The sequence below is a fragment of the Streptomyces sp. TLI_55 genome, assembly GCF_900206255.1.
Taxonomy (GTDB): domain Bacteria; phylum Actinomycetota; class Actinomycetes; order Streptomycetales; family Streptomycetaceae; genus Streptomyces; species Streptomyces aquilus.
On the sequence record NZ_OAOJ01000001.1, the window covers coordinates 5,521,623 to 5,544,893 of the forward strand.

23 protein-coding genes, 3 tRNA genes and 1 pseudogene are annotated in these 23,271 nt (G+C 70.6%); 22 read left to right on the plus strand and 5 right to left on the minus strand.

Annotated features, from left to right (window positions below):
- Positions 1-83 precede the first annotated feature (83 nt).
- Positions 84-1,310, minus strand: coding sequence for a sensor histidine kinase (locus CRP56_RS25475; protein ID WP_097267721.1), 1,227 nt, complete (start codon positions 1,308-1,310; stop codon positions 84-86).
- A 217-nt stretch (positions 1,311-1,527) separates the two neighbouring features.
- On the opposite strand from CRP56_RS25475, the gene CRP56_RS25480 reads away from it, so the two are divergent.
- From CRP56_RS25480 to CRP56_RS25535, 12 genes and pseudogenes are all read left to right on the plus strand, one after another.
- Positions 1,528-1,932, plus strand: a complete 405-nt coding sequence (locus CRP56_RS25480; RefSeq protein WP_097267723.1) for an NADH-quinone oxidoreductase subunit A — start codon at positions 1,528-1,530, stop codon at positions 1,930-1,932.
- Positions 1,923-2,576, plus strand: a complete 654-nt coding sequence (locus CRP56_RS25485; protein WP_097267725.1) for an NADH-quinone oxidoreductase subunit B — start codon at positions 1,923-1,925, stop codon at positions 2,574-2,576. The genes CRP56_RS25480 and CRP56_RS25485 overlap by 10 nt, the downstream gene beginning before the upstream one ends.
- Positions 2,573-3,985 (plus strand): annotated as a pseudogene (locus CRP56_RS49120) (NADH-quinone oxidoreductase subunit C); the annotation flags it as partial. The gene CRP56_RS25485 and the pseudogene CRP56_RS49120, both read left to right, overlap by 4 nt.
- Before the next feature lie 614 nt (positions 3,986-4,599).
- Positions 4,600-5,568: a complex I subunit 1/NuoH family protein gene (locus CRP56_RS25495; protein ID WP_097267730.1), complete on the plus strand. Its 969-nt coding sequence runs from the start codon at positions 4,600-4,602 to the stop codon at positions 5,566-5,568.
- Positions 5,569-5,570: 2 nt separating this feature from the next.
- Entirely contained in the window at positions 5,571-6,119 is a 549-nt protein-coding gene (locus tag CRP56_RS25500) for a NuoI/complex I 23 kDa subunit family protein (RefSeq protein ID WP_059192945.1), read from the plus strand.
- Positions 6,116-6,790 carry an NADH-quinone oxidoreductase subunit J family protein gene (locus tag CRP56_RS25505; RefSeq protein ID WP_097267732.1) on the plus strand — a complete coding sequence of 225 codons (675 nt, stop codon included), beginning with the start codon at positions 6,116-6,118 and terminating at the stop codon, positions 6,788-6,790. The genes CRP56_RS25500 and CRP56_RS25505 overlap by 4 nt, the downstream gene beginning before the upstream one ends.
- Positions 6,790-7,185, plus strand: coding sequence for an NADH-quinone oxidoreductase subunit NuoK (gene nuoK, locus CRP56_RS25510; RefSeq protein WP_097267734.1), 396 nt, complete (start codon positions 6,790-6,792; stop codon positions 7,183-7,185). Before CRP56_RS25505 ends, nuoK begins: the two co-directional genes overlap by 1 nt.
- Positions 7,182-9,176, plus strand: a complete 1,995-nt coding sequence (locus CRP56_RS25515) for an NADH-quinone oxidoreductase subunit 5 family protein (protein WP_097267736.1) — start codon at positions 7,182-7,184, stop codon at positions 9,174-9,176. The genes nuoK and CRP56_RS25515 overlap by 4 nt, the downstream gene beginning before the upstream one ends.
- A 6-nt stretch (positions 9,177-9,182) precedes the next feature.
- Positions 9,183-10,757: an NADH-quinone oxidoreductase subunit M gene (locus CRP56_RS25520; RefSeq protein WP_097267739.1), complete on the plus strand. Its 1,575-nt coding sequence runs from the start codon at positions 9,183-9,185 to the stop codon at positions 10,755-10,757.
- The gene (locus tag CRP56_RS25525; RefSeq protein ID WP_097267741.1) at positions 10,754-12,265 is read left to right on the plus strand and encodes an NADH-quinone oxidoreductase subunit N; all 1,512 of its coding nucleotides are present in this window, start codon (positions 10,754-10,756) and stop codon (positions 12,263-12,265) included. Before CRP56_RS25520 ends, CRP56_RS25525 begins: the two co-directional genes overlap by 4 nt.
- Before the next feature lie 196 nt (positions 12,266-12,461).
- Entirely contained in the window at positions 12,462-13,325 is an 864-nt protein-coding gene (gene htpX / locus CRP56_RS25530; protein WP_097267743.1) for a zinc metalloprotease HtpX, read from the plus strand.
- Positions 13,322-13,720, plus strand: coding sequence for a YccF domain-containing protein (locus tag CRP56_RS25535; RefSeq protein ID WP_097267745.1), 399 nt, complete (start codon positions 13,322-13,324; stop codon positions 13,718-13,720). Before htpX ends, CRP56_RS25535 begins: the two co-directional genes overlap by 4 nt.
- 289 nt (positions 13,721-14,009) lie before the next feature.
- Here CRP56_RS25535 and CRP56_RS25540 read toward each other — a convergent pair whose 3' ends face one another.
- On the minus strand, positions 14,010-15,278 hold the full coding sequence (locus tag CRP56_RS25540; protein ID WP_097267747.1) for an APC family permease: 1,269 nt from the start codon (positions 15,276-15,278) through the stop codon (positions 14,010-14,012).
- A gap of 190 nt (positions 15,279-15,468) precedes the next feature.
- Between CRP56_RS25540 and CRP56_RS25545 the strand changes: the two genes are divergently transcribed.
- Complete coding sequence (locus CRP56_RS25545; protein WP_097267749.1) at positions 15,469-15,735, plus strand: GlsB/YeaQ/YmgE family stress response membrane protein; 267 nt, start codon at positions 15,469-15,471, stop codon at positions 15,733-15,735.
- 124 nt (positions 15,736-15,859) lie between these two features.
- Here CRP56_RS25545 and CRP56_RS25550 read toward each other — a convergent pair whose 3' ends face one another.
- The gene (locus CRP56_RS25550; RefSeq protein ID WP_079312080.1) at positions 15,860-16,348 is read right to left on the minus strand and encodes a YajQ family cyclic di-GMP-binding protein; all 489 of its coding nucleotides are present in this window, start codon (positions 16,346-16,348) and stop codon (positions 15,860-15,862) included.
- 236 nt (positions 16,349-16,584) lie between these two features.
- On the opposite strand from CRP56_RS25550, the gene CRP56_RS25555 reads away from it, so the two are divergent.
- Positions 16,585-16,666 (plus strand) — tRNA-Tyr (locus CRP56_RS25555).
- A 138-nt stretch (positions 16,667-16,804) separates the two neighbouring features.
- Positions 16,805-17,017 (plus strand): hypothetical protein, encoded by a 213-nt coding sequence (locus tag CRP56_RS25560; protein WP_097267751.1) that lies wholly within the window; start codon positions 16,805-16,807, stop codon positions 17,015-17,017.
- Positions 17,018-17,085: 68 nt separating this feature from the next.
- On the opposite strand, the gene CRP56_RS25565 is transcribed toward CRP56_RS25560, so the two are convergent.
- Both CRP56_RS25565 and CRP56_RS25570 read right to left on the minus strand, forming a co-directional pair.
- Positions 17,086-17,742, minus strand: a complete 657-nt coding sequence (locus tag CRP56_RS25565) for an NAD(P)H-binding protein (protein ID WP_097274458.1) — start codon at positions 17,740-17,742, stop codon at positions 17,086-17,088.
- 304 nt (positions 17,743-18,046) lie between these two features.
- On the minus strand, positions 18,047-19,303 hold the full coding sequence (locus tag CRP56_RS25570) for an amidohydrolase family protein (protein WP_097267753.1): 1,257 nt from the start codon (positions 19,301-19,303) through the stop codon (positions 18,047-18,049).
- A 249-nt stretch (positions 19,304-19,552) separates the two neighbouring features.
- Between CRP56_RS25570 and CRP56_RS25575 the strand changes: the two genes are divergently transcribed.
- The 7 genes from CRP56_RS25575 (at position 19,553) to CRP56_RS25605 (ending at position 23,249) form a co-directional block, all read left to right on the plus strand.
- Positions 19,553-19,625: transfer RNA gene (locus CRP56_RS25575), tRNA-Thr, on the plus strand.
- Positions 19,626-19,671: 46 nt separating this feature from the next.
- Positions 19,672-19,744 (plus strand) — tRNA-Met (locus tag CRP56_RS25580).
- A 90-nt stretch (positions 19,745-19,834) separates the two neighbouring features.
- Complete coding sequence (rpmG, locus tag CRP56_RS25585; protein WP_003948671.1) at positions 19,835-19,999, plus strand: 50S ribosomal protein L33; 165 nt, start codon at positions 19,835-19,837, stop codon at positions 19,997-19,999.
- A 159-nt stretch (positions 20,000-20,158) separates the two neighbouring features.
- The gene (locus tag CRP56_RS25590; RefSeq protein ID WP_097267755.1) at positions 20,159-20,611 is read left to right on the plus strand and encodes a MaoC family dehydratase N-terminal domain-containing protein; all 453 of its coding nucleotides are present in this window, start codon (positions 20,159-20,161) and stop codon (positions 20,609-20,611) included.
- Positions 20,612-20,619: 8 nt separating this feature from the next.
- The gene (locus CRP56_RS25595; RefSeq protein ID WP_097267757.1) at positions 20,620-21,048 is read left to right on the plus strand and encodes a MaoC family dehydratase; all 429 of its coding nucleotides are present in this window, start codon (positions 20,620-20,622) and stop codon (positions 21,046-21,048) included.
- 110 nt (positions 21,049-21,158) lie between these two features.
- Positions 21,159-21,728: a TetR/AcrR family transcriptional regulator gene (locus tag CRP56_RS25600; protein ID WP_179851115.1), complete on the plus strand. Its 570-nt coding sequence runs from the start codon at positions 21,159-21,161 to the stop codon at positions 21,726-21,728.
- A 78-nt stretch (positions 21,729-21,806) separates the two neighbouring features.
- The gene (locus CRP56_RS25605; protein WP_097267761.1) at positions 21,807-23,249 is read left to right on the plus strand and encodes an MFS transporter; all 1,443 of its coding nucleotides are present in this window, start codon (positions 21,807-21,809) and stop codon (positions 23,247-23,249) included.
- Positions 23,250-23,271 lie beyond the last annotated feature (22 nt).

Genomic DNA, 23,271 nt, shown 5'->3' on the forward strand with positions numbered 1-23,271 from the left:
CCCTGCTCGACCGCAGGTCAGCGGACCATGGAGGCCGTCGGCGTCTTGGAAGGGGGGTTTTCCCTACCTTCCCGATCGCCGCTCTATCCCTGGCGGGCGTCCTGCGACGACCGGTCCCGCCACGGCAGCTCCGCCGTCACCGTCGTCGGCCCGCCCACCGGCGAGTCGATGACGAACAACCCGTCGACCGCGTCCAGCCGCTCCGCCAGCCCCCGCATACCGGTGCCGCCGTCGAGCCGCGCGCCGCCCCGGCCGTCGTCCCACACCTGGATCAGCAACCGGTCGCCCGACCGCCACACCTCCACCGACGCCGACCTGGCCCCGCTGTGCTTGCTGATGTTCTGCAGCAGCTCGGAGACGGTGAAGTAGGCGATGCCCTCGATCGCCGCGGCCGGCCGGGAGCCCAGGTCGGCGGTCACCTTCACCGGCACCGTGCACCGCGACGCCACCGACGACAGCGCCGCGTCCAGCCCCCGGTCCGTCAGCACCGCCGGATGGATCCCGCGCGCCAGATCCCGCAGCTCCTGCAACGCCAGCTTCACCTCGCCGTGCGCCTCCGCGACCATCGCCTGCGCGTACTCCGGGTCCTCCAGCAGCTTCTCCTTCGCCAGCCCCAGCCCCATGGCGAGGTTGACCAGCCGGGCCTGCGCCCCGTCGTGCAGATCCCGCTCGATCCGCCGCAGATCCGCCGCGGCCGTGTCGACCACGACTCCTCGGTCGGACTCCAGTTCCGCGATACGACGTTCCAGCTCGTCCGACGGCGACAGCAGCCCCCGCACCATCGCCCGGTCGGCGTTGGTCAGCCCCCGCGCCAGGTACGGCAGCACCGGCCACAGCACGAACAGCGAGGTCAGCGTGACGGTGAAGGTGAGAACGCCCCAGGGCAGCCGGATGAAGTTGTACAGGGTCGTCCGCCAGCCCACCGGGTCCTTCACCCTCATCCACAGCTTCTGGAAGAAGCCCGCGTGCCGGCTCCGCAGCGGCAACGGACTCGGCTCGTCGATCCGCACCCCGAGCAGCGCCCGGGCCCGCCGCCGCTCCAGCCTCCCCAGCCTCCGTGTCCCCATCAGCCCGACCGCCAGCAACGGGAACCCGATCACCGTCACGGCCAGCCAGAAGCCGGTGAACAGCACCGTCGTGACATAGATGAACCCGATCAACGCCACCGGAAGGTTCAGCAGGAGATGCGCGATCTCCTTCCAGGTGTGCGCGTCATAGGCGAACCGGACGGGCGGCAGGGGCTCGGGCCGGCCGTCGAAGGCGTCGTCCCGGTAGGTCGTGGCCGGTGAAGGGCTGGGGCGTTCGGTCATATGGGTTAGCGTGCCGCGCGGCGCGCCGCGGCGCCATGAGGCGGACCGCCGCGCCACCCGGGGGAAAACCCCACCCTGTCCCCCTTCGTCTCTTCTTCCTCCCTTCTCTGGGCATCTCAAGCAGTGACGGGCTGCTTACGCGCTCTTTAGCAGGCCCTAGACTCCCGTTGCGTACAGATCGTCGAACGGCGTTGATCACAGGGAGCGAGGGGCGGACGTGCGAGAACCGACCACTGTCGCCGCGTCGGACTACTCGGACTACTTCCAGTCGTACTCGGTCGTCGGGCTGCTCGCCGTCGTCGGCGTGCTGTTCGTCGCGGTCGCCTTCGGCGCCGGACGGCTGCTGCGCCCGGTGGTCCCCACCCCCGAGAAACTCCTGACGTACGAGTGCGGAGTCGACCCCGTCGGCGAGGGCTGGGCCCACACCCAGGTCCGCTACTACGTCTACGCCTTCCTCTACGTCATCTTCGCCGTCGACTCGATCTTCCTGTTCCCCTGGGCCACGATCTTCGCCGCCCCCGGCTACGGCGCCACCACCCTCGTCGAGATGTTCATCTTCCTCGGCTTCCTGGCCGTGGGCCTGCTGTACGCCTACAAGAAGGGCGTCCTGACATGGACGTGACGCCGGACGTGACCTCCGAATCGACTCCCGAACCGACTCCCGCCCCGGCCTCGCCGGAGCCGGTGCTGCTGCCGGAGCCCAAGCGCCTGGGCGCCCTCGCCCGCCTGGCCCCCGAGCCCATGAAGGTGGTCCTCAACTGGGGCCGCCGCTACTCGCTCTGGGTCTTCAACTTCGGCCTCGCCTGCTGCGCCATCGAGTTCATCGCCGCGTCGATGGCCCGCCACGACTTCATCCGCCTCGGCGTGATCCCCTTCGCGCCGGGCCCGAGGCAGGCCGACCTCATGGTGGTGTCGGGCACGGTGACGGACAAGATGGCCCCCGCCGTGAAGCGCCTCTACGAACAGATGCCCGAACCCAAGTACGTCATCTCCTTCGGCGCCTGCTCCAACTGCGGCGGCCCCTACTGGGACTCCTACTCCGTCACCAAGGGTGTCGACCAGATCATCCCGGTCGACGTCTACGTCCCCGGCTGCCCGCCCCGCCCCGAGGCCCTCCTCCAGGGCATCCTCAAGCTCCAGGAGAAGATCGCCCGCGAGTCGCTGGGGGAGCGCTACGGCTACGGCACCGCCGCCCGCCCCTCCCCGGCCGCCCTCCAGAGCGGCCTGCTGAAGGCCCCCTCTCCCACCCCGGGGGAGGAACGATGACCACCACCGGCTGGCTGCCCGCCCCCACCGACGAACTCTTCGGCCCCGACGCCACCGCCGAGGAGTCCTACGAAGTCCTGACCGTCGACGTCCCTCCGACTGCCTGGATCACGGCCCTCCAGACGGCCCGCGACGACCTGGGCTGCACCTACTTCGACTGGCTCAGCGCAGTCGACGAACCTGGCACCGGCTTCCGCGTCGCCGCCCACCTCGCCGCCCTCTCCCCGGTACGGCGCCTCCTCCTGCGTACGACCGTCCCGCACGAGTCCCCGACCCTGCCGACCGCCGTCCACGTCTTCGCCGGCGCGGCCTGGCACGAACGCGAGACGCACGAAATGTTCGGCGTCGTCTTCGAGGGCCACCCGGCCCTGGACCACCTCCTCCTCCCGGAAACCTTCGAAGGCCACCCCCTCCGCAAGGACTTCGTCCTCGCCGCCCGCGTCGCCAAGGCCTGGCCCGGCGCGAAGGAACCGGGCGAGTCCGACCACGGCGGCCCCAAGCGCCGCCAGATGCTCCCCCCAGGCGTCCCCGACCCCAACGACTGGGGCCCCCAAAAGGGCCAACTCCCCCCCGCCCCCACCCGCCCCACCCGCACAGCCGGCCCACGGGCAACCGGCGAACGCCCCACCCGCCGAACCCGCACGACATCAGAAGGCTCGGCAAGCCAGGCGGAGGTCACGGAAACACCGGGCACTCCGGCTCCCACTCCGGCTGCCGGCCCTCGCCGGTCACGTTCGGCTGCGCAAGGCTCGGCGAGTCAGGCGGAGGGGTCGGCGGCGCCGGGTGCTTCGGCTGCGCCGGGGGCTTCGGCTGCTGGTCCGCGTCGGTCGCGTTCGGCGGCGGAGGGTTCGGCGAGTCAGGCGGAGGGGGCGGCTGTGCCGGGTGCTCCGGCTGCCGGTCCGCGTCGGTCGCGTACGGCTGCCCAGGGTTCGGCGAGCCAGACGGCAGCCGGCGGTGCCGACACTCCGAGCGAGGGCTCGGCCACCGGCGCCTCGGCCACGGACGTCCCGGGCGCCGGTTCCGGCGCCGCCCCCACTGGTCCGCGTCGCTCCCGCAGCGCCTCGGAAGGCTCGGCCAGCCAGCGCCCCGCACCTGACACCACCCCCTCCGGCACCACACCGGCCGACGAGCCGACCCCGGCCGTCACGCCCCCGAAGCCCACCTCGCGCGCTCCCCGCAGCGCCGACGCCCCGTGGCACCACGCCCGCCCAGCCTTCGACGAACCCGAATCCGGAAGGGATGCCGAGTCCGAGGCCGGAAGGGATGCGGCGGCTGGGACGGACGCCGGTCGGGAATCCGCCGCCGAGCAGCGGCCGGGGACTGAACCGCAACCCCAACCGGAATCGAAGTCGCGCCCGGCCCAGTCCCCGGAACCCGAGTCGCGCCCGGAGCCGTCGCCGGCACCGGAGTCCGTTCCAGAGCCGTCGCATGAACTGGAGTCGAAGGCGGAACCGGAGCTGTCGCCGGAACCAGAGTCGAGCCCGGAGCCGGAGCCAGTGCTGAACCGGGAACCTGCACGGAGCCCGGAGCGCGCACCGAGCCCGGAGTCGGAGCGGACGCCCGACCTGGCGTCGGAGTCCGAAGCCCGTCCGGCGTCGGAGTCCGAAGCCCGTCTGGAGTCCGAGGCCGAGCCGCGTCCGGCGTCGGAGTCCGAAGCCCGTCCGGAGTCCGAGTCCGAGCCGCGTCCGGCGTCGGAGTCCGAAGCCCGTCCGGAGTCCGAGGCCGTGCCGCGTCCGGAGTCCGAGGCCGAGCCGCGCCCGAAATCCGAGCCGGGTCAGGGCCCCGAGGCCCAGGCCGATCAGCCCCCCGCCCCCGAAGCGGCGCCTGAAGCCCCGGAGACACACGGCACCCCTGTCGGCGACTCCGAGCCTCCCGGCCACCCCGCGTCTTCCGGCGTCCCCGAGTCTCCCGGGATCATCGAAGCCCCCGACACTCCCGGTGCCTCCGACGCCCCTAGCTCGCCCAAAACCCCCGACACTCCCAACGCCCGCAACACCCCCGAAGACCCCGCAGGAGGCCCGCAGTGAACGACGCTCTCGACGTCGCCCTGCGACTCCTGATCGTCTTCGTCGTCTTCCTCACCTTCCCCCTGATCGTCGGGCAGACCGAGCACAAGGTCATGGCCCACATGCAGGGCCGTCTCGGTCCCATGTACGCCGGCGGCTTCCACGGCTGGGCCCAACTCGTCGCGGACGGCGTGAAGTTCGCGCAGAAGGAAGACGTCGTACCCGCGGGCGCCGACCGCCGCATCTTCCAACTCGCCCCCGCCGTAGCCCTCCTGCCCTACCTCCTGGTCCTCCTAGCCATCCCCATCGGCCCCGGCGAGGGCGCCGTCGGCGAGGTCATCGACGCCGGCGTCTTCTTCGTCCTGGCCGTCATGGGCGTAGGCGTCCTCGGCTCGCTCATGGCCGGCTGGGCCTCCGCCAACAAGTTCTCCCTCCTCGGCGGCCTCCGCACCGCCGCTCAGCTACTCGCCTACGAACTCCCGATGCTGCTGACCGCCGCCTCCGTCGCGATGGCGGCCGGCACGGTCTCCCTCCCCGGCATCGTCGACGCCTTCGAGTGGTGGTGGCTGCCCTGGCAGATCGTCGGCGCGATCGTCTTCTTCATCGCCGGCCTCGCCGAACTCCAGCGCCCGCCCTTCGACATGCCCGTCGCCGACTCGGAGATCATCTTCGGCGCGTACACGGAGTACACCGGCCTCCGCTTCGCCCTGTTCCTCCTCGCCGAGTACGCCGGGATCATCGTCCTGTGCGGCCTGACCACCGTCCTCTTCCTCGGCGGTTGGCACGGCCCCTGGGGCGCCGACGGCCTCGGCTGGGTGTGGACCCTCCTGAAGACGGCCGTCCTCGCCTTCGTCGTGATCTGGCTCCGCGTGACCTACCCCCGTCTCCGCGAGGACCAGCTCCAGAAGTTCTCCTGGACCCTCCTCGTCCCCCTTTCTCTCGCCCAGATCGCCCTCACCGGCATCGTCAAGGTGGTGATCCAGTAACCATGGCCCCCATTCCTGGCAGTGGCCTCGCCAAGGGCCTGGCCGTCACCCTCCGCACGATGACGAAGAAGACCGTCACCGAGCAGTACCCCGACGTCCAGCCCGACCTCCCGCCCCGCACCCGCGGTGTCATCGGCCTGTTCGAGGAGAACTGCACGGTCTGCATGCTCTGCGCCCGGGAGTGCCCGGACTGGTGCATCTACATCGACTCCCACAAGGAGACGGTCCCGCCCGCCGCCCCCGGTGGCCGCGAGCGCAGCCGCAACGTCCTCGACCGCTTCGCCATCGACTTCTCCCTGTGCATGTACTGCGGTATCTGCATCGAGGTCTGTCCTTTCGACGCCCTGTTCTGGTCCCCGGAGTTCGAGTACGCCGAGACCGACATCCGCGACCTCACCCACGAACGCGACAAGCTCCGCGAGTGGATGTGGACCGTCCCGGCCCCGCCGGCCCTCGACCCCGCCGCCGAGGAGCCGAAGGAGATCGCCGCCGCCCGCAAGACCGCCGAGAAGCTGGCCGCCCAGGCGGAACAGCAGGAGGGAGAGTCGTGAGCCTCGCCGCCGAAACGCACGGCTTCCTCTCCCCGACCGGTGTGGAGGTCGCCTTCCTCCTCGTCGGCCTGGTGACCTTCGGCGCCGCCCTCGTCACCGTCACCACCCGGCAGCTGGTGCACGCCGCCCTGTGGCTGGTCGTGGCCCTCGGGGGCCTCGCCGTCGAATACCTCCTTCTCACAGCCGAGTTCATCGCGTGGGTGCAGGTCCTCATCTACGTCGGTTCCGTCGTCGTGCTCCTCCTCTTCGGTCTGATGCTCACCAAGGCCCCCATCGGCCGCTCCCCGGACGCCGACTCCGGCAACCGCTGGGCCGCCCTCACGGTCGCCATCGCCTCGGCCGCCGCCCTGATCTGGGTCGTCGTCGACGCCTTCCGCACGACCTGGATCGATCTGGACGGCCCCGCCGCCGGCTCGACGGAGGCCACCGGAGCGAGCCTCTTCCAGAACTGGGTGCTCCCCTTCGAGGCTCTCTCCGTCCTGCTCCTCGCTGCGCTGGTCGGCGCGATCGTCCTGTCCCGCAAGGCGAAGGCGGAGTCGGCCTCGCCCCCTGTGAACTCCCGGGCCGTGTCCGGTGGTTCCCCATCCGTCCCGGATTCCCGTAATCACCGGATCGAGCGAAAAGTGCCGCCCCCGGGAACCGAGTCGACCGAGCAGGAAGGCGCCCGCTGATGCACCTCGCCTATCCCGCGGTGCTCTCCGCTCTCCTCTTCTGCACCGGCCTGTACGGCGTCCTCGCCCGCCGCAACGCGATCCTGGTCCTGATGTCGGTCGAGCTGATGCTCAACGCCGTCAACCTCAACCTCGTCGCCTTCGACGTCTGGCTCAGCCGGACCGCCGAGGAGACCCTGCACTCCGGCCAGGCCCTGACCCTGTTCACCATCGCCATCGCCGCCGCCGAGATCGGCATCGGCCTGGCGATCGTCCTCGCCGTCTACCGCAACCGCGGCACCTCGGACATCGACAAGCTCCGCGACACCGCCGAAGGCCATGAGCCCGACGGACCCGACGGCCCCGACTCCGAAGGCGACGCCCCCGCGGCCGAGAAGGCAGAGGCCACCGCGTGACCACCACCACCCTCGCCGTCCTCGTTCCCCTCCTTCCGTTCCTCGGCGCGGCCGCCGGCCTGCTCCTGGGACGCACGGCCCCCGGGTTCGTCCGCCCGCTCGCGGTGCTGCCGACGCTCGTCTCCCTCGTACTCGCCGCGATCGTCGCCGTACGCCAGGGCGGGGACGAGGCGGTGAACGCCGCCACCGAGCTCACGCCCACCGGCTCGATCCCGATCGAACTCGCCCTGCACATCGACGGCTTCGCCGCCCTCGTCGCCGTCCTGGTCGGCCTGGTCGCGAGCTGCGTGCAGATCTACTCGACCGGCTATCTGCGCGACGACCCGCGCTACCCGTCGTACGCGGCTCTGGTCTCCCTCTTCACCTCCGCGATGCTCCTCGTCGTCTACTCCGGCGACCTGATGGTGCTGCTGGTGGGCTGGGAGGTCATGGGCATCTGCTCGTACTTCCTGGTCGGCCACTACTGGGAGACCCCTGAGGCCCGCGCCGCCTCCATCAAGGCCTTCCTGGTCACCAAGCTCGGCGACGTCCCCTTCCTCATCGGCCTGTTCGCGCTGGCCACCGACGCCGGGTCGTTCCGCATCACGAAGGTGCTGGGCGCCGTCGCGAGCGGGGGACTGGACCACCCGACCCTGATCGCCCTGCTGCTCCTTGCGGGCGTGGCCGGAAAGTCGGCGCAGTTCCCGCTGCACACCTGGCTCCCGGACGCGATGGCGGGCCCCACGCCCGTCTCCGCGCTGATCCACGCCGCGACGATGGTGGCCGCCGGCGTCTACTTCGTCGCCCGTCTCCTCCCCGTCTTCGAGGCCTCGCGGGCCGCCATGGTCGTCCTCGCCGTCATGGCAGCCGTGACGATGACGGGCTCGGCGCTCGCCGCGCTCGCCCAGGACGACATCAAGCGCGTTCTCGCCTACTCGACCATCGGCCAGCTCGGCTACATGACCGGCGCCCTCGCCGTCGGCGACCGCGGTGCCGCCGTCTTCCACCTCCTGTCGCACGGCGCCTTCAAGGCGCTGCTGTTCCTCGCGGCGGGCGTGATCATCCACGCCGCCGGCACCAACTCACTGGCCGCGATGTCCCGCATGGGCCACCTGCGCGACCGTGTGCCCGACGCCTACTGGACGATGACCGTGGCGCTCCTCGCGCTCGCCGCGATCCCGCCGTTCAGCGGTTTCTTCTCCAAGGAGTCCGTCCTTGGCGCCGCCGAGCACGTCGCCACCGGCCACACCGAGCACGCCCCCGGCGTAGCGGGCTGGGTCGTCCTCGTCGCCGGCCTGCTCACGGCCCTGCTCACCGCGGCCTACGCGGCGCGCCTGTGGTTGCTGGCCTTCCGCGGCCAGGGCGTCGAGGCCCCCGACCACGGCCGCCAGCCCCTCACCATGAACGTGGTCCTGTGGGTGCTCGCCGTCCCGTCCCTCGCCGTCGGCGGATTCGCCTACCGCGTGCTCCCCGACTGGTTCGACGGTCGCGACCTGACCCCGACCCTCACCACGTCCGTCGTCGGCACGGGCGTCGCCCTGGTCGGCGGCGTCGTCACCTACGCCGCCTGGCGGCACACCACCGCGCTCGCGGCCCGCGTGCCGCTGGGGGCGGTCGCCGCCCACCCGGAGGGCGACGCCGCCCTCGTCGAGGCCGAGGCCATCGCCAGCCACGAGCCGGCGTACGGGGACATCGCCTACGCGCCCGACCCCGCCGATCCCGGCCGGCTCCTGCTCGGTCCGTTGCACCGGCACGCGGCCGTCGGCTTCCACCTCGACGCCGTCTACTCGGCCCTCTTCGTCCGCCCGGTCCTGGCCGGCGCCACGCTCGTCCGGTTCCTCGACCGCGAGGTCGTCGAGACCTACGTGCGCGGCGCGGGGGCCACGCCCCGGGCGCTGGGCTGGGCCGTACGGCGGGCCCAGACCGGCAATGTGCAGACCTATGTGAGCGCGCTGCTCGCCGGCACCGTCGTCCTGGTGGTCGCCGCAGTCCTCGTCGCCACTGGAGCGTGAGCAGGCGTGATCGATATCAACGAGTCCGTGATGCAGTTCCTTCTTGCGTTCGTCGTCGTCGGCCCGCTCCTCGGTGCCGTCGCCGCTCTGCTGCCCGCCCCGCCCGGACTGAAGGGGAAGTCGCCCGAGCAGGCCGTGCTCCGGCACGGGGTGACGGTGACCGGCGCGATTCTCGTCGCCGCGATCGTCCTCGCGTTCGGCTTCGACCACGACCATCCGTCGAAGATGCAGGCCACGACCGACATCAGCTGGATCCCCGCACTCGACGTGCGCATCCACCTCGGCATCGACGGCATCTCCCTCCCCCTTCTGGTCCTGACCGCGCTGCTGACCTTCCTCTGCGCGCTCTACTCGTACTTCAAGATGCCTGCGGGCCCCACCCCGAAGGCCTTCGTCGCGCTGCTGCTCGTCCTCGAGTCCGGCACCCTCGCGACCTTCGCCGTCCTCGATCTGCTGCTGTTCTTCCTGGCGTTCGAGATGGTGCTCATCCCGATGTACTTCCTCATCGCCCGCTGGGGCGGCGAGGGCAGGACCGCGGCCGCCTGGCGCTTCATCCTGTACACGCTGCTCGGCTCGGTCGTCATGCTGCTGGGCCTGCTCCTGATCGGAATCAAGGCGGGCACGTTCGACATGGTGGCACTCGCCACTGACAACGGCCGCTCGCTGACCACATCCGTGCAGGTCATCGCCGTATTGGCGATCGGTCTCGGGCTCGCGGTCAAGACCCCGATGTGGCCGCTGCACAGCTGGCTGCCCGACGCCCACACCGCCGCGCCGACCGTCGGCTCGGTCCTGCTGGCCGGCGTCCTGCTGAAGATGGGCACGTACGGGTTCGTCCGGATCCTGCTGCCGATCGCCCCCGACGGCTTCGCCGACTTCGCGCCCTACCTCGCCGCCTTCGCCGTCGTCGGGATCATCTACGGGTCCCTGGCCTGCCTGGCCCTCGCCAAGCAAGGCGCCAAGGGCGACCTCAAGCGCCTCATCGCCTACTCCTCCGTCGGCCACATGGGCTTCGTCCTCCTCGGCATCGCCACCATGACCCCGACCGGCGTGAACGGCGCCCTGTTCGCCAACATCGCCCACGGCCTCATCACCGGCCTGCTCTTCTTCCTGGTCGGCGCCCTCAAGGACCGCACGGGCACCACCGACCTCGACACCCTCGCCGAACAGACCGGCGCCGCGCTCTACGGCAAGGCCCCGCGCCTCGGCGGCCTGCTCGCGTTCGCCGCGGTCGCCTCCCTCGGCCTGCCCGGCCTCGCCGGGTTCTGGGGCGAGATGCTGGCCCTGTTCGGCGCGTTCGACCCCGCCGACGACCTCAGCCGCCCCGCCTTCCTCACCTTCATGGCGATCGCGGCCTTCGGCACCCTCCTCACGGCCGCCTACCTCCTCGCCGTGGTCCGCCGCGTCTGCATGGGCGCCGTACCGCAGGACGCGCCGAAGCTCGCCGACGTCCACGCATACGAGTTCGCGGCCTGGACGCCGCTCGTCGCCCTCACAGTCGTCGCCGGCCTGTGGCCCAAGGCCCTCCTGGGCCTGACCGACCCGGCCGTGCAGCAGCTCCTCGCAGGAGGCACCCGATGAGCTCCCTGGCCGCGAACCTCGTCCAGTCGGTCGACTGGCTCGCCATCGCACCGCCCACCATCACGGCGGTCGTCGGCCTCGTCGTCCTTGTGGCGGACCTCTTCGTCGGTGACGCGAAGAAGGCACTGCTCGGCTGGCTGTCCGTCGCGGGCCTGGCCGCCGCCGCGCTCATGCTGCTGCCCCTCCTGGACGGCGACCGCGCCACCTTCTGCCTGTCCGGCGAAGCCGACGTCTGCAGCTACACCGCGGACCGCTTCACCCTCGTCCTCCAGCTCCTGGTGCTCGGCGGAGCGCTGCTGGCGGCCCTCCTGTCGGTCACGGCCCTCAAGGACGCCGACAAGGGACTCCCCGAAGGGGAGTACTGGTTCCTCCTGCTCTCCTCCGCCGCAGGTGCCGCCCTCCTGCCCGCATCCCGCGACCTGGCCACCCTGATCGTCGCCCTGGAAGTCGCCTCCTTGCCGGCGTTCGCCCTCGTGGGCCTGCGTCAAGGTGACCGCAAGTCCTCGGAAGCGGCCCTGAAGTTCTTCCTGTCCTCGGTCACCGCCACCGCGGTCAGCCTCATGGGCATCAGCTTCGTGTACGCCTCCACGGGCACCCTCTACCTCACCCAGATCGCCGACCGCATCCAGCACGTCGACGGCCAGCTCCACACCCTCACCCAGACCGGCGTCGTCCTCACCCTCATCGGCTTCGCCTTCAAGACGGCCGCCGTGCCCTTCCACTTCTGGGTTCCGGACACCTACGTAGGAGCCCCGCTTCCGATCGCCGCCTACTTGTCCGTCGTCGGCAAGGCGGTCGGCTTCTCCGGCCTGATCCTCCTCACGGTCGTCGCCCTGCCCTCGTACGCCGACGTCTGGGGCCCGGCACTGGCCGCACTGGCCGCCCTCACCATGACCGTCGGCAACGTCGGCGCCCTCCGACAGCAGGCCACGCGCGCGTACAGCGCCGTACGCCTCCTCGCCTGGTCCTCCGTCGGCCAGGCCGGCTACCTCCTGGTGCCGATCGCCGCGGCCGCCTACTCCGACGACGCCGAGCACTCCATCGGCTCCACCGTCGCCTACGCCCTCATGTACGCCGCCGTGAACCTCGGCGCCTTCGCGGTGGCCGCACTGGTGGGCCGTACGAAGTCCCGCAACCGCGTCAGCGACTACCGGGGCCTCTACGCCACCAACCCCCTCGCCGCGCTCCTCCTGGCGTTCTTCCTGCTGTGCCTCGCCGGACTCCCGCCGGGCATCATCGGCCTCTTCGCCAAGGTCACCGTCTTCTCCGCCGCCGTCGACGCCGGCCTCGGCTGGCTCGCGGTCGTCATGGCCGCCAACGTCGTGATCGCGCTGTACTACTACCTCCAGTGGACGGCGCTGCTGTTCCGCACGCCCGAGGGCGAAGCCGTACGCCACCGGGTCCCCGCGCCCCTCACCGCCGCACTCGCCCTCACCGGCGTCCTCGGCATCGCCCTGTCGGGCGCTCCCCAACTCGTCCTGCGCTTCGCCGACACCGGACTCTTCTGAGAGCACCCACCACCGCACGACCAGGCCGCTTCCGGCTCCTCACCCGGACGGCTCACACCCCGCCCCGCACGCACAAGGGAACTAGCGGCTCTCGCCTGGCGTTGACCAGAACGGGAGGGTCCACTGGACATGCACCAGAAGGACCGCAGATCAGCAAGCAAAGGGTTCCCCTGCTGCACGACTTGGAGGGCGTACCGTGCACCGCCGGCACAACGGGCTCAGGACCGCAGTACTCCTCGGGGGGCTGTCCGCACTCATCATCGTCATCGGCAGCTTCTTCGGCCGCATGGGGCTCGTGATCGCGGTCCTGATCGCCCTGGGGACCAACGCGTACGCGTACTGGAACAGCGACAAGCTGGCGCTACGCGCGATGCGTGCCCGCCCGGTCAGCGAGTTCGAGGCCCCCGCGCTGTACCGCATGGTCCGGGAGCTCTCCACGCAGGCCCGCCAGCCCATGCCGCGCCTGTACATCTCCCCGACGGAGGCGCCGAACGCGTTCGCGACGGGCCGCAACCCGCGCAACGCCGCGGTCTGCTGCACCGAGGGAATCATGCGCATCCTCGACGAACGCGAACTGCGCGGCGTCATCGGCCACGAGCTCAGTCACGTCTACAACCGCGACATCCTGATCTCCTCGGTCGCCGGAGCCCTCGCCTCCGTGATCATGTTCCTGGTCAACTTCGCGTGGCTGATCCCGGTCGGCCGTTCCAACGACGACGACGGCCCCGGCATCTTCGGCATGCTGCTCATCATGATCCTGGGCCCGCTCGCCGCGAGCCTCATCCAACTGGCCATCAGCCGCTCCCGCGAATACGAGGCCGACGCCTCCGGCGCCCAACTCACGGGGGACCCCCTGGCTCTGGCCAGCGCGCTGCGCAAGCTCGAGATCGGCACCAAGCAGCTGCCGTTGCCGCCGGAGCCCCGCCTCGAGACCGCGAGCCACATGATGATCGCGAACCCCTTCCGCCCGGGCCAGGGATTCTCGAAGATGTTCTCCACGCACCCGCCGATGGCGGACCGCATTGCCCGCCTCGAGAAGATGGCAGGTCGCCACCAGTGAAGACAATCCTGAACGTCATATGGCTCGTCCTGAGCGGCTTCTGGCTGTTCCTCGGCTATCTCGTAGCCGGCGTGCTGCTGTGCATCACGATCATCGGCATCCCGTTCGGCATCGCGGCCTTCCGCATCGGCGTCTACGCCCTGTGGCCCTTCGGGTACACGACGGTCGAGCGCCGCGACGCCGGCGCCCCGTCCTGCATCGGCAACGTGCTGTGGCTGATCCTGGCGGGCTGGTGGCTGGCTCTCGGCCACATCGTCACCGGACTCCTGCTGTGCGTCACGATCATCGGCATCCCGTTCGGCATCGCCAACTTCAAGCTGATCCCGGTGTCGCTGTTCCCGCTGGGCCGCGAAATCGTCTCGACCGACAAGCCGTTCGCGTCGTCGGGCTGGTAGGACTCCCGGCCACTGCGGCCGTTGCTCACGGTCCGGCGCTTGTCCACAGCCTGCCGGTTATCCACAGGCCGTCCCGAGTGTCAGTGCCCGCCTGCATCATGAACACATGACCGCGCACGAGCAGATGCGGGCACAGGGGGCAGCAGCCAGGATGCGCAACGCCCGCCTGTGGGCCCGCACTTCATCAGAGATCGAGCACCACGGCACGGCGTCAACCCCGCCAAAGCGCTGAACGCCGGTCCAGAGCCACCCTCTTCGGAGCGCCAGCCGTCCTCGCCGCCCCACCGCCCTACCGCGATGCCCTGCCCACCCGTCGCCGCACTCCGTACGCCACCACACCCACAACCAGCACACCCGCGCCCACGACAACCGACACCCCCGGCAACGCGAACGCCAGTACCACGCACCCGAGAAGCCCCACCGCCGGCACCGCCCGTGCCGCCGGAGCCGAATCGAGCGTCCAGGCCGAGGCGTTGGCCACCGCGTAGTACGCCAGCACCCCGAAGGAGGAGAACCCGATAGCGCCCCGCACGTCCACCGTGGCGGCCAGCACCGCGACCACCGCGCCCACGGCCAGCTCCGCCCGATGCGGCACCTGAAAACGCGGGTGCACAGCCGCCAGGGCGCCGGGCAGATGTCGGTCACGCGCCATGGCCAGCGTCGTCCGTGAGACACCCAGGATCAGCGCGAGCAGCGAGCCCAGCGCGGCCACGGCAGCGCCGACCCTGACCACCGGCACCAACCCCGGCACCCCGGCCGCCCGCACGGCGTCGGTCAGCGGTGCACCGGCCTGCCCGAGACCCTCAGCCCCCAGCACAGAAAGGACAGCAACGGCCACACACGCGTACACGGCCAGCGCGATCCCGAGAGCCAGCGGGATCGCGCGGGGGATGGTGCGCGCGGGATCCCGCACCTCCTCCCCGAGGGTTGCGATACGCGCGTACCCCGCGAACGCGAAGAACAGCAGACCGGCGGCCTCCAGCACGCCGCCCGCACCGCCGGAGGCCCCGCTGCTCAGCCGCCCGGCATCGGAAGCCCCCGACCCCAGGCACACGACCACGACGGAAGCGAGGACAGCGAGCACGACCGCCACGATCACCCGCGTGAGCAAAGCAGACTTCTGAACACCGCCGTAGTTCACCGCGGTCAGCGCCACGACCGCCGCGACCGCCACGGCGTGCGCCTGCCCCGGCCAGACGTACGTGCCCACGGTGAGCGCCATCGCCGCACAGGAGGCCGTCTTACCGACGACGAACGACCAGCCCGCGAGGTAACCCCAGAAAGGACCGAGCCGCTCCCTGCCGTACACATAGGTACCGCCCGAGGCCGGATACAGCGCGGCCAGCCGTGCCGACGAGGTGGCGTTGCAGTAGGCGACCACCGCGGCGACCGCCAGCCCGATCAGCAGTCCGGAACCGGCCGCGCGCGCCGCGGGGCCGAGCGCGGCGAAGATACCGGCCCCGATCATCGAACCCAGCCCGATGACGACGGCGTCGCCCACGCCGAGGGTGCGTCGCAGTTCCGAATCCGATCCGGAAAGGGGTGGGGAAGGTGCCATGCGCCGCACCCTACTGAGCAGTGCAACCAACCGGTGCACCCGTGACGTCCTCTTCATCAACACGGCACGAACTCGCGCTGCCGCCGAAGTGGGGACGCACCCGCGCACCCGCCCAGGCGCACAGTCCGACCGGACGTAGATCACAGGGCCGGGACCGTGCAGACGCAGCGCGGAAGGGCAGGTTCAGGGCATGAGCATCATCGGTTGGATCATCCTGGGGCTTCTGGCCGGAGCCATCGCCAAGTTCCTGCTGCCGGGCCGCGACCCGGGCGGCTTCATCGGCACGACCGTCATCGGCATCGCGGGTGCGTTCATCGGCGGCTGGATCTCGTCCCGCTGGCTGGACCACCCGATCACGAAGGACTTCTACGACGGCACGACCTGGGCCGCGGCGATCGGAGGCTCTCTCGTGCTCCTGATCGGCTACCGCATCCTGTTCGGCAACTCGCGCGACTGATCCACCCCCGGACCGCAGCCAGCAGGTGAGAAGGGTGGGCACCGGCCAGGTGTCCACCCTTCCTCGCATGACAGGGCGTACGACAGGGCGTACGACACGGCACAGGCCGTGAATCAGCCGTGGACTACCGGTAGTTCACGAACTGCAGGGCGAAGTCGAAGTCCTTGCCCTTGAGCAGGCTGATGACGGCCTGAAGGTCATCGCGGCTCTTGGAACTGACGCGCAGCTCGTCGCCCTGGACCTGGGCCTTCACGCCCTTCGGGCCCTCATCGCGGATGATCTTCGCCACCTTCTTCGCGTTCTCCTGGGAGATGCCCTCCTCGATCGACGCGAAGATCTTGTACTCCTTGCCGGACAGCTGCGGCTCGCCGGCGTCCAGGGCCTTCAGCGAGATGCCGCGCTTGATCAGCTTGGACTGGAAGACGTCGAGAACGGCCTTCACCCGGTCCTCGGAGTTCGCCTCCATCAGGATCTTGTCGCCGGACCACGAGATGGAGGCGCCGACGCCCTTGAAGTCGTAGCGCTGGGAGATCTCCTTGCCGGTCTGGTTGAGGGCGTTGTCGACCTCCTGCCGCTCGACCTTCGAGACGATGTCGAAACTGGAGTCGGCCATGTCCTGTGGCTCCTTGTATCGGGGTGCGTATCGGGGTGCGTACCGGGTGCGTTCGGCGTGCGTGGGGCTGCCGCCGAGCCGGGCACAGTTCCCGGGCCGCATCCGGACAAGCCTAGCCACCCGGCGTCCCCCGAGCGCTGATCAATCGGGTGGCGAAGCACCCCTCTCCATCGGGTATTGTTTACGTCGTTGCCACGGAGCACCGCCGAAAAGCGGTTCGAAGGGCAGCAAAACCCGGCGGTGTGCCCGAGCGGCCAAAGGGAGCAGACTGTAAATCTGCCGGCTCAGCCTTCCCAGGTTCGAATCCTGGCGCCGCCACACTGGGGAAGACCCCCTCCGAACTGCGGAAACGCAGACTGGAGGGGGTCTCTTCGTATGCCTGGGGATCGCGAGGAAAGCGAGTGGTGATGTGCCTCACGATGTGGGGCGAACGCTCGTCCGGGGCACACTGACCCCATGTCCAGCCGTCGCAGAAACTGCCCCGAATGTCAGCGCGAGATCGCCGTGGTCGCCGGGCGCTTCGCGCGGCACGACCCGCCCGGGGCCCGGGAGAACGGCGAACTCACGTCCTGCACGGGCTCCCGCCGCTCCGCCCAACTGGGAGCCGCACAGCCCGCGTTGGACGGCTACGCAGTTCCCGAGTTCCCCGGGCAGATGCAGCTGTTCTAGCCACGGGCCCGGCACCCGCAAAGGCCCCCTCGGACCCCGCCCGCGCCGCCGTCCCAGGCCCCCCGCCCTCAGTTCCCGGCGACCGACTTCACCGCCACCGAAACCGGCACCGACCCGCCGACCAGTTCCAGGGTCAGACCGGCCGTCGCCGGCGTCTCCAGCAGCTCCGCCAGTACGGCGGCCACGTCGTCGCGCGGGATCGGGCCACGGCCGGTGTGGACCTCCAGACGTACGAGACCCGTGCCGGCGTCGTTCGTCAGCTGGCCGGGGCGCAGGATCGTCCAGTCCAGGGCGTCCAGGCCGCGGACGTACCGGTCCGCCTCGCCCTTGGCCCGCAGATAGACGTCGAAGACGTCGTCGCCCTTGTGCTCGGGATCGGCGCCCATCGACGACACGACCACGTGACGCCGTACGCGAGCCCGGACCGCAGCGTCCGCGAACAGCACCGCGGCGCCCTTGTCCACCGTGTCCTTGCGGGCCACGCCGCTGCCCGGGCCCGCGCCCGCCGCGAAGACCGCCGCGTCCGCGCCCTGCAGATGCGCCGCGACCTCCTCGACGGAGGCGGACTCCAGATCCAGCAGGACCGGTTCGGCACCGGCTTCCCGCAGGTCCTCACCCTGTTCCGCCTTGCGGATGATGCCCGCGACCTCGTGCCCACGCGCGGCGAGCAGGCGCTCCAGCCGCAACGCGATCTGACCATGACCACCAGCGATGACGATGCGCATGCCTTCGACCGTACGCCGGTACGCCGACATTCGCCGTACGGCTGTGTCCGGCACGGGGCCGTATCAGGCGTACGACCGCGCCGGCCGGGGGAGTTGACCTCCACACCGGCCATTACGACGGCACCCGACACCCCCTCGCCCCGGCCAAATCGGCACCCACCGCCACCGCCGCTACCGCCGCCACCCACGCTCGCGCCCGACCGCCGCCACCCACGCTCCTGCCCGAGCGAGGCCGCCCACACCCGCACTCGAGCCCACACCCACACCCCCATCGCCCATCCCTACGGCCACGCCCCACCACCCCCTACGACGGCTCAACCCGCCCCTGCCGAGGCAACCCCAACTCCACCGCAGCCGCCGAGTCGCAGAACTCCCGTACCGCGCTCGTCCGCGCCACCACCCGCCCCCGATGCACCACGATGCGGCTGTAGGCGAGCGACAGCGCCCCCGCCAGCCCTTCCCCGCGCACCGCGAGCAGCTCGGCCGGGAAACCCGCCTCCACGCGCACCTCGGGCAGCCCCAGCGCGGCGCGCGCGGACGTGCTGACGGTGTCGTACGCGTCCTCGGGACGCAGGCCGTGCCGCGAGGCCAGGAGGTACGCCGCCTCCAACGGGTCCCCGCGGCCCACCGGGTTGGACACGTCCCGCAGCGCGCCGCTCCCGGCCGCCACCCGCACACCCGCCGCGCGCAGCAGCCGTACGGGAGCCGTGCCGCGCCGTTCCACGCCCCCGCAGCCGCCCTGCGGCAGGCATACGACCGTCACGCCGGCCGCGGCGAGCTGGTCGGCGGTGCGGGAGGTGATCTCGGAGGGGTGGCGGCCCAGGCTGCCGCAGGGGCTCAGGGTGACGCCGGGACGCAGGCCGCCGGCCATGGCGGCGAGGCGGGACAGGCGGGCGGGGTCGCCGGCGTCGGTGTGGAGGTCGACCGGGCAGCCGTGCTCGGAGGCCACGTCCAGGACCGCCTGGACATAGCCGGTGGGGTCCGGGTCGAGGTCGGGGCAGCCGCCGACCACCGAGGCACCCATCTTCACCGCGTCCCGCAGCATCGCGAGCCCCTCCGCCCCGGCCACGCCGGTCAGCAGCCGTGGCATCGCCACCGTCGTCAGCTCGGTGAGCCCGCGCAGCGAGCGCCGGGCCTGGAGCACGGCGGCGAGCGCGCCCAGCCCCTGGACGTCGCCCACCCGCACATGGGCCCGCAACGCGGTGGCCCCGTGCCCGAGTTGGAGCAGCGCGGCCTCGGTCGCGCGGCGCTGGACGTCCTGGGGGTCGTACGAGACCGGCCCGCCGGTGTCGGCGGAGAGGGCGGTGTCGCCGTGTGCGTGCGGCTCGGCGGGGGCCGGGAGGAGCAGATAGCCGCTCAGGTCCACGTGTGTCCCGCACGCGCGCGTGCCGTCCGTCGCCAGACTGCCCGCCGTGCCCACCGCCTCGATGCGCCCGCCTCCGAGCCGTACGTCCACGGTCCTGCCGTCGGTCAGCCGTGCGCCGCACAGCAGCAGTGAGGTGGTGTCGGAGGCGCCGGACGAGGACGACGAGGGGGGCGGCTGCGGCTGGCTGTCGGGCATCGCGCTCCAGGGGCTCAAGGTCAAGGCTCGTGGCGGGGACGCAAGATCACGGAGAGTGAGTCGAGCCTAGGGTGGCGATCCGCTCGCGGCGCGGAGGAGCGCAATAGTCGTACTGATGTGGTCCGGGTGTGGTCCGCCGTACGGGAGGGGCCTCGGAGGCTGGTGGGAAGGGCGCCGGAGCGGGCGCGGGCGGGGCCTCGAAACGGATTTGGGTGAACCGCTGGGGACCGTGTAATGTCTTCATCGCTCGCCCCAATAGCTCAGTCGGCAGAGCGTCTCCATGGTAAGGAGAAGGTCTACGGTTCGATTCCGTATTGGGGCTCTGGTGTGTGAAGTTCCCGTCGCAAGGCGGGGGCGGATCGCATCTCAGCGGTGTAGCTCAGTCGGTAGAGCAAGCGGCTCATAATCGCTGTGTCACCGGTTCAAGTCCGGTCACCGCTACTGACAGTAGCCGATTGTGGGGTCGGTCCTTCGATCGGCTACTCTTCTTTGCGTTAAATCAGTCCTATCCGTTCGTCAAGGAGCACTCACGTGGCTGCCACCGACGTCCGCCCGAAGATCACGCTGGCCTGCGTGGAGTGCAAGGAGCGGAACTACATCACCAAGAAGAACCGGCGTAACAACCCGGACCGACTGGAGATGAAGAAGCACTGCCCGCGTTGCAACGCGCACACCGCGCACCGCGAGACGCGATAAATCAGGCTCGTACGCGAGGCCGCCCCCAGCAGTCAGGGGGGCGGCCTCGCGTCGTTCATGGGCCGATACCAGCCAGTACCCCAGTACCCCAGTGCTGCCGATACGGCCCGTATCCCGAACCCAGTAGCCAGTACCCAGCGATCAGGAGGTGCCGAGTCCATGGCGCTCGACCAGTCCTTCGTGGGGCGGACCTACCCGCCCACCGACCCCTATGAGGTGGGCCGGGAGAAGATCCGTGAGTTCGCGGAGGCCGTGGGGGACGCCAACCCGGCGTACACCGACCCGGACGCCGCCAAGGCGCTCGGTCACCCCGATGTGATCGCCCCGCCGACCTTCGTGTTCTCCATCACCTTCCGGGCCGCGGGCCAGGTCATCGCCGACCCGCAACTGGGCCTGGACTACAGCCGCGTGGTGCACGGCGACCAGAAGTTCGCCTACACCCGCCCGGTCCGCGCGGGCGACCGGCTGACGGTCACCTCCACCATCGAGGCGATCAAGTCAATGGCGGGCAACGACATCCTGGACATCCGCGGCGAGGTCCACGACGAGGCCGGCGAGCACGTGGTGACCGCCTGGACCAAGCTCGTCGCGCGCGCGGCCGAGGAGGCGTGAGGAAGACGATGACGGCGAAGATCGCATACGACGACGTCGAGGTCGGCACCGAGCTGCCCGCCCAGACCTTTCCCGTGACCCGCGCCACCCTCGTCCAGTACGCGGGCGCCTCGGGGGACTTCAACCCGATCCACTGGAACGAGAAGTTCGCCAAGGAGGTCGGGCTGCCGGACGTCATCGCGCACGGCATGTTCACCATGGCCGAGGCGATCCGCGTGGTGACGGACTGGGTCGGCGACCCGGGGGCCGTCGCCGAGTACGGCGTCCGCTTCACCAAGCCCGTAGTCGTCCCGAACGACGACCAGGGGGCCGTGATCGAGGTCAGCGGCAAGGTCGCGGCCAAGCTCGACGACAACACGGTCCGCGTGGACCTGACCGCGACCAGCGCCGGGCAGAAGGTGCTGGGGATGTCCCGGGCGGTCGTACGGCTGGCCTGACGGACAGCATGCCGAGTAAGGGGCGCCCTCCATGGCGGGGCGCCCCTTACCTCTTTCTCCGTCGCGCACCCTCTTGACGTAGTTAGTGATTAAGTACTAACTTACTGAACATGGTCAGGATGAGCGCAGAGGAGAGGCGCGAGAGCGTGATCCGCGCGGCGACGATCGAGTTCGCCCGCGGCGGTTACCACGGCACGTCGACCGAGGCGATCGCCAAGCGGGTCGGGGTCTCGCAGCCGTATCTCTTCCGGCTCTTTCCCGGCAAGAAAGCGATCTTCCTGGCGGCGGCGGGGCGGTGCGTGGAGGAAACCATCCGCACCTTCGACGAGGCCGCCAAGGGGCTCCAGGGCGAAGAGGCCCTGCATGCCATGGCGAACGCGTACACCAAGGTCATCGCGGAGCATCCGGAACAGCTGCTGATGCAGATGCAGATGTACGTCGCCGTGGGTGCCGCCGAGGAGGAGGGCGACCACGAGTTCGGCGCGGCGGTCCGGGAGGGCTGGATGCGGCTGTGGGACACGGTCCATCTGCCGCTGGGCGCCGACGCGGGCGAGACGACGAACTTCCTGGCGTACGGGATGCTCATCAACTGCCTGGTCGCGATGGGGTTTCCGCCCGAGCACCGGGTGTGGGAAGGGCTGTACCCGTCGGCGCGGGCCACGGGTCGGCTGCACAAGTGAGCCACGAGGCGTCATCGGCGCCTTTTCATGGGCGTGAAAGTTAGTAATCGATAACTATCTGGGAGCTCTGGGGGAGCAATGTCACAGCAAGTCGCACAGAAGACGTCACCCGGGGGAGTGGTCTGGGCCCTCGTCATCACCAGCGTCGCCGGGTTCATGGCGGCCCTCGACAACCTCGTCGTCACCACCGCCCTGCCCTCCATCCGCGAGGACCTCGGGGGCGGGCTGCACGACCTGGAATGGACGGTGAGCGCCTACACCCTCACCTTCGCCGTCCTCCTCATGTTCGGCGCGGCGCTCGGCGACCGCTTCGGCCGCCGACGGCTCTTCCTGACCGGCCTGACGATCTTCACCGCCGCCTCCGCGGGAGCGGCCCTCGCGCCCGGCATCGACAGCCTCATCGCGGCCCGCGCGGTCCAGGGCGTAGGGGCGGCGATCATGATGCCGCTGACGCTCACCCTGCTCACCGCAGCCGTGCCCGCCGCCAAGCGCGGGATGGCGTACGGCATCTGGGGCGCGGTGAACGGACTCGCCGTGGCCTCCGGACCGCTGATCGGCGGGAGCCTGACCGAGCACATCTCCTGGCAGTGGATCTTCTGGCTGAACGTTCCGCTGGGCGTCGCCCTGCTGCCCCTGGCCCGACTCCGCCTCGCCGAGTCCCACGGCACCGGTGCCCCGCTCGACATCCCCGGCACGCTGCTCGCCAGCGGCGGCCTCTTCGGGATCGTCTACGGCCTGGTCCGCGGCCCGGCGGACGGCTGGACGGACGGCCTGGTCCTCACCGCGCTGTTCGCGGGGGCCGCGCTCCTCGCCGGCTTCGTGATCTACAGCACCCGCGCCAAGAACCCCATGCTGCCGATGCGGCTGTTCCGCTCGCGGGCCTTCTCCGGCATCAACGCGGCCAGCCTGCTGATGTTCCTGGGCATGTTCGGGTCGATCTTCCTGCTCAGCCAGTACATGCAGGGGGTGCTCGGATACTCGCCGACCGAGGCGGGGCTGCGGATGCTGCCGTGGACGGGCATGCCGATGCTCGTCGCGCCGATCGCCGGCATCCTCTCGGACCGGATCGGCGGCCGCCCCGTGGTCGCCACCGGCCTCTTCTTCCAGGCGGCGGGGCTCGCGTACCTGGCGTCGGTCATCACCGTCGACGCGTCGTACAGCATCCAGCTGCCCGGTCTGATCATCAGCGGAATCGGCATGGGGCTGTTCTTCGCCCCCGCCTCCAACCTGGTCATGTCCAGCGTGCGGCAATCGGAGCAGGGGATCGCTTCCGGAGCGAACAACGCGCTGCGTGAGGTGGGCGGCGCGCTGGGGATCGCGATCATGGGGTCGATCTTCTCCGCGCAGGGGGGATACGAGACCGGGCAGACGTTCGTCGAGGGGCTGCGGCCCGCGCTGGTGACCGGGGCGGCGGTTGTGGCGCTGGCGGGTGTTGCGGCGCTGCTGATTCCGCGGGGGCGGGCCGGACGGGACGTGACGGTGGAGGACGCGACGTCGGTGCGCGAGACGGTCGCGGCCTGAGTGTGGGCCGGCGGCTCCGCCC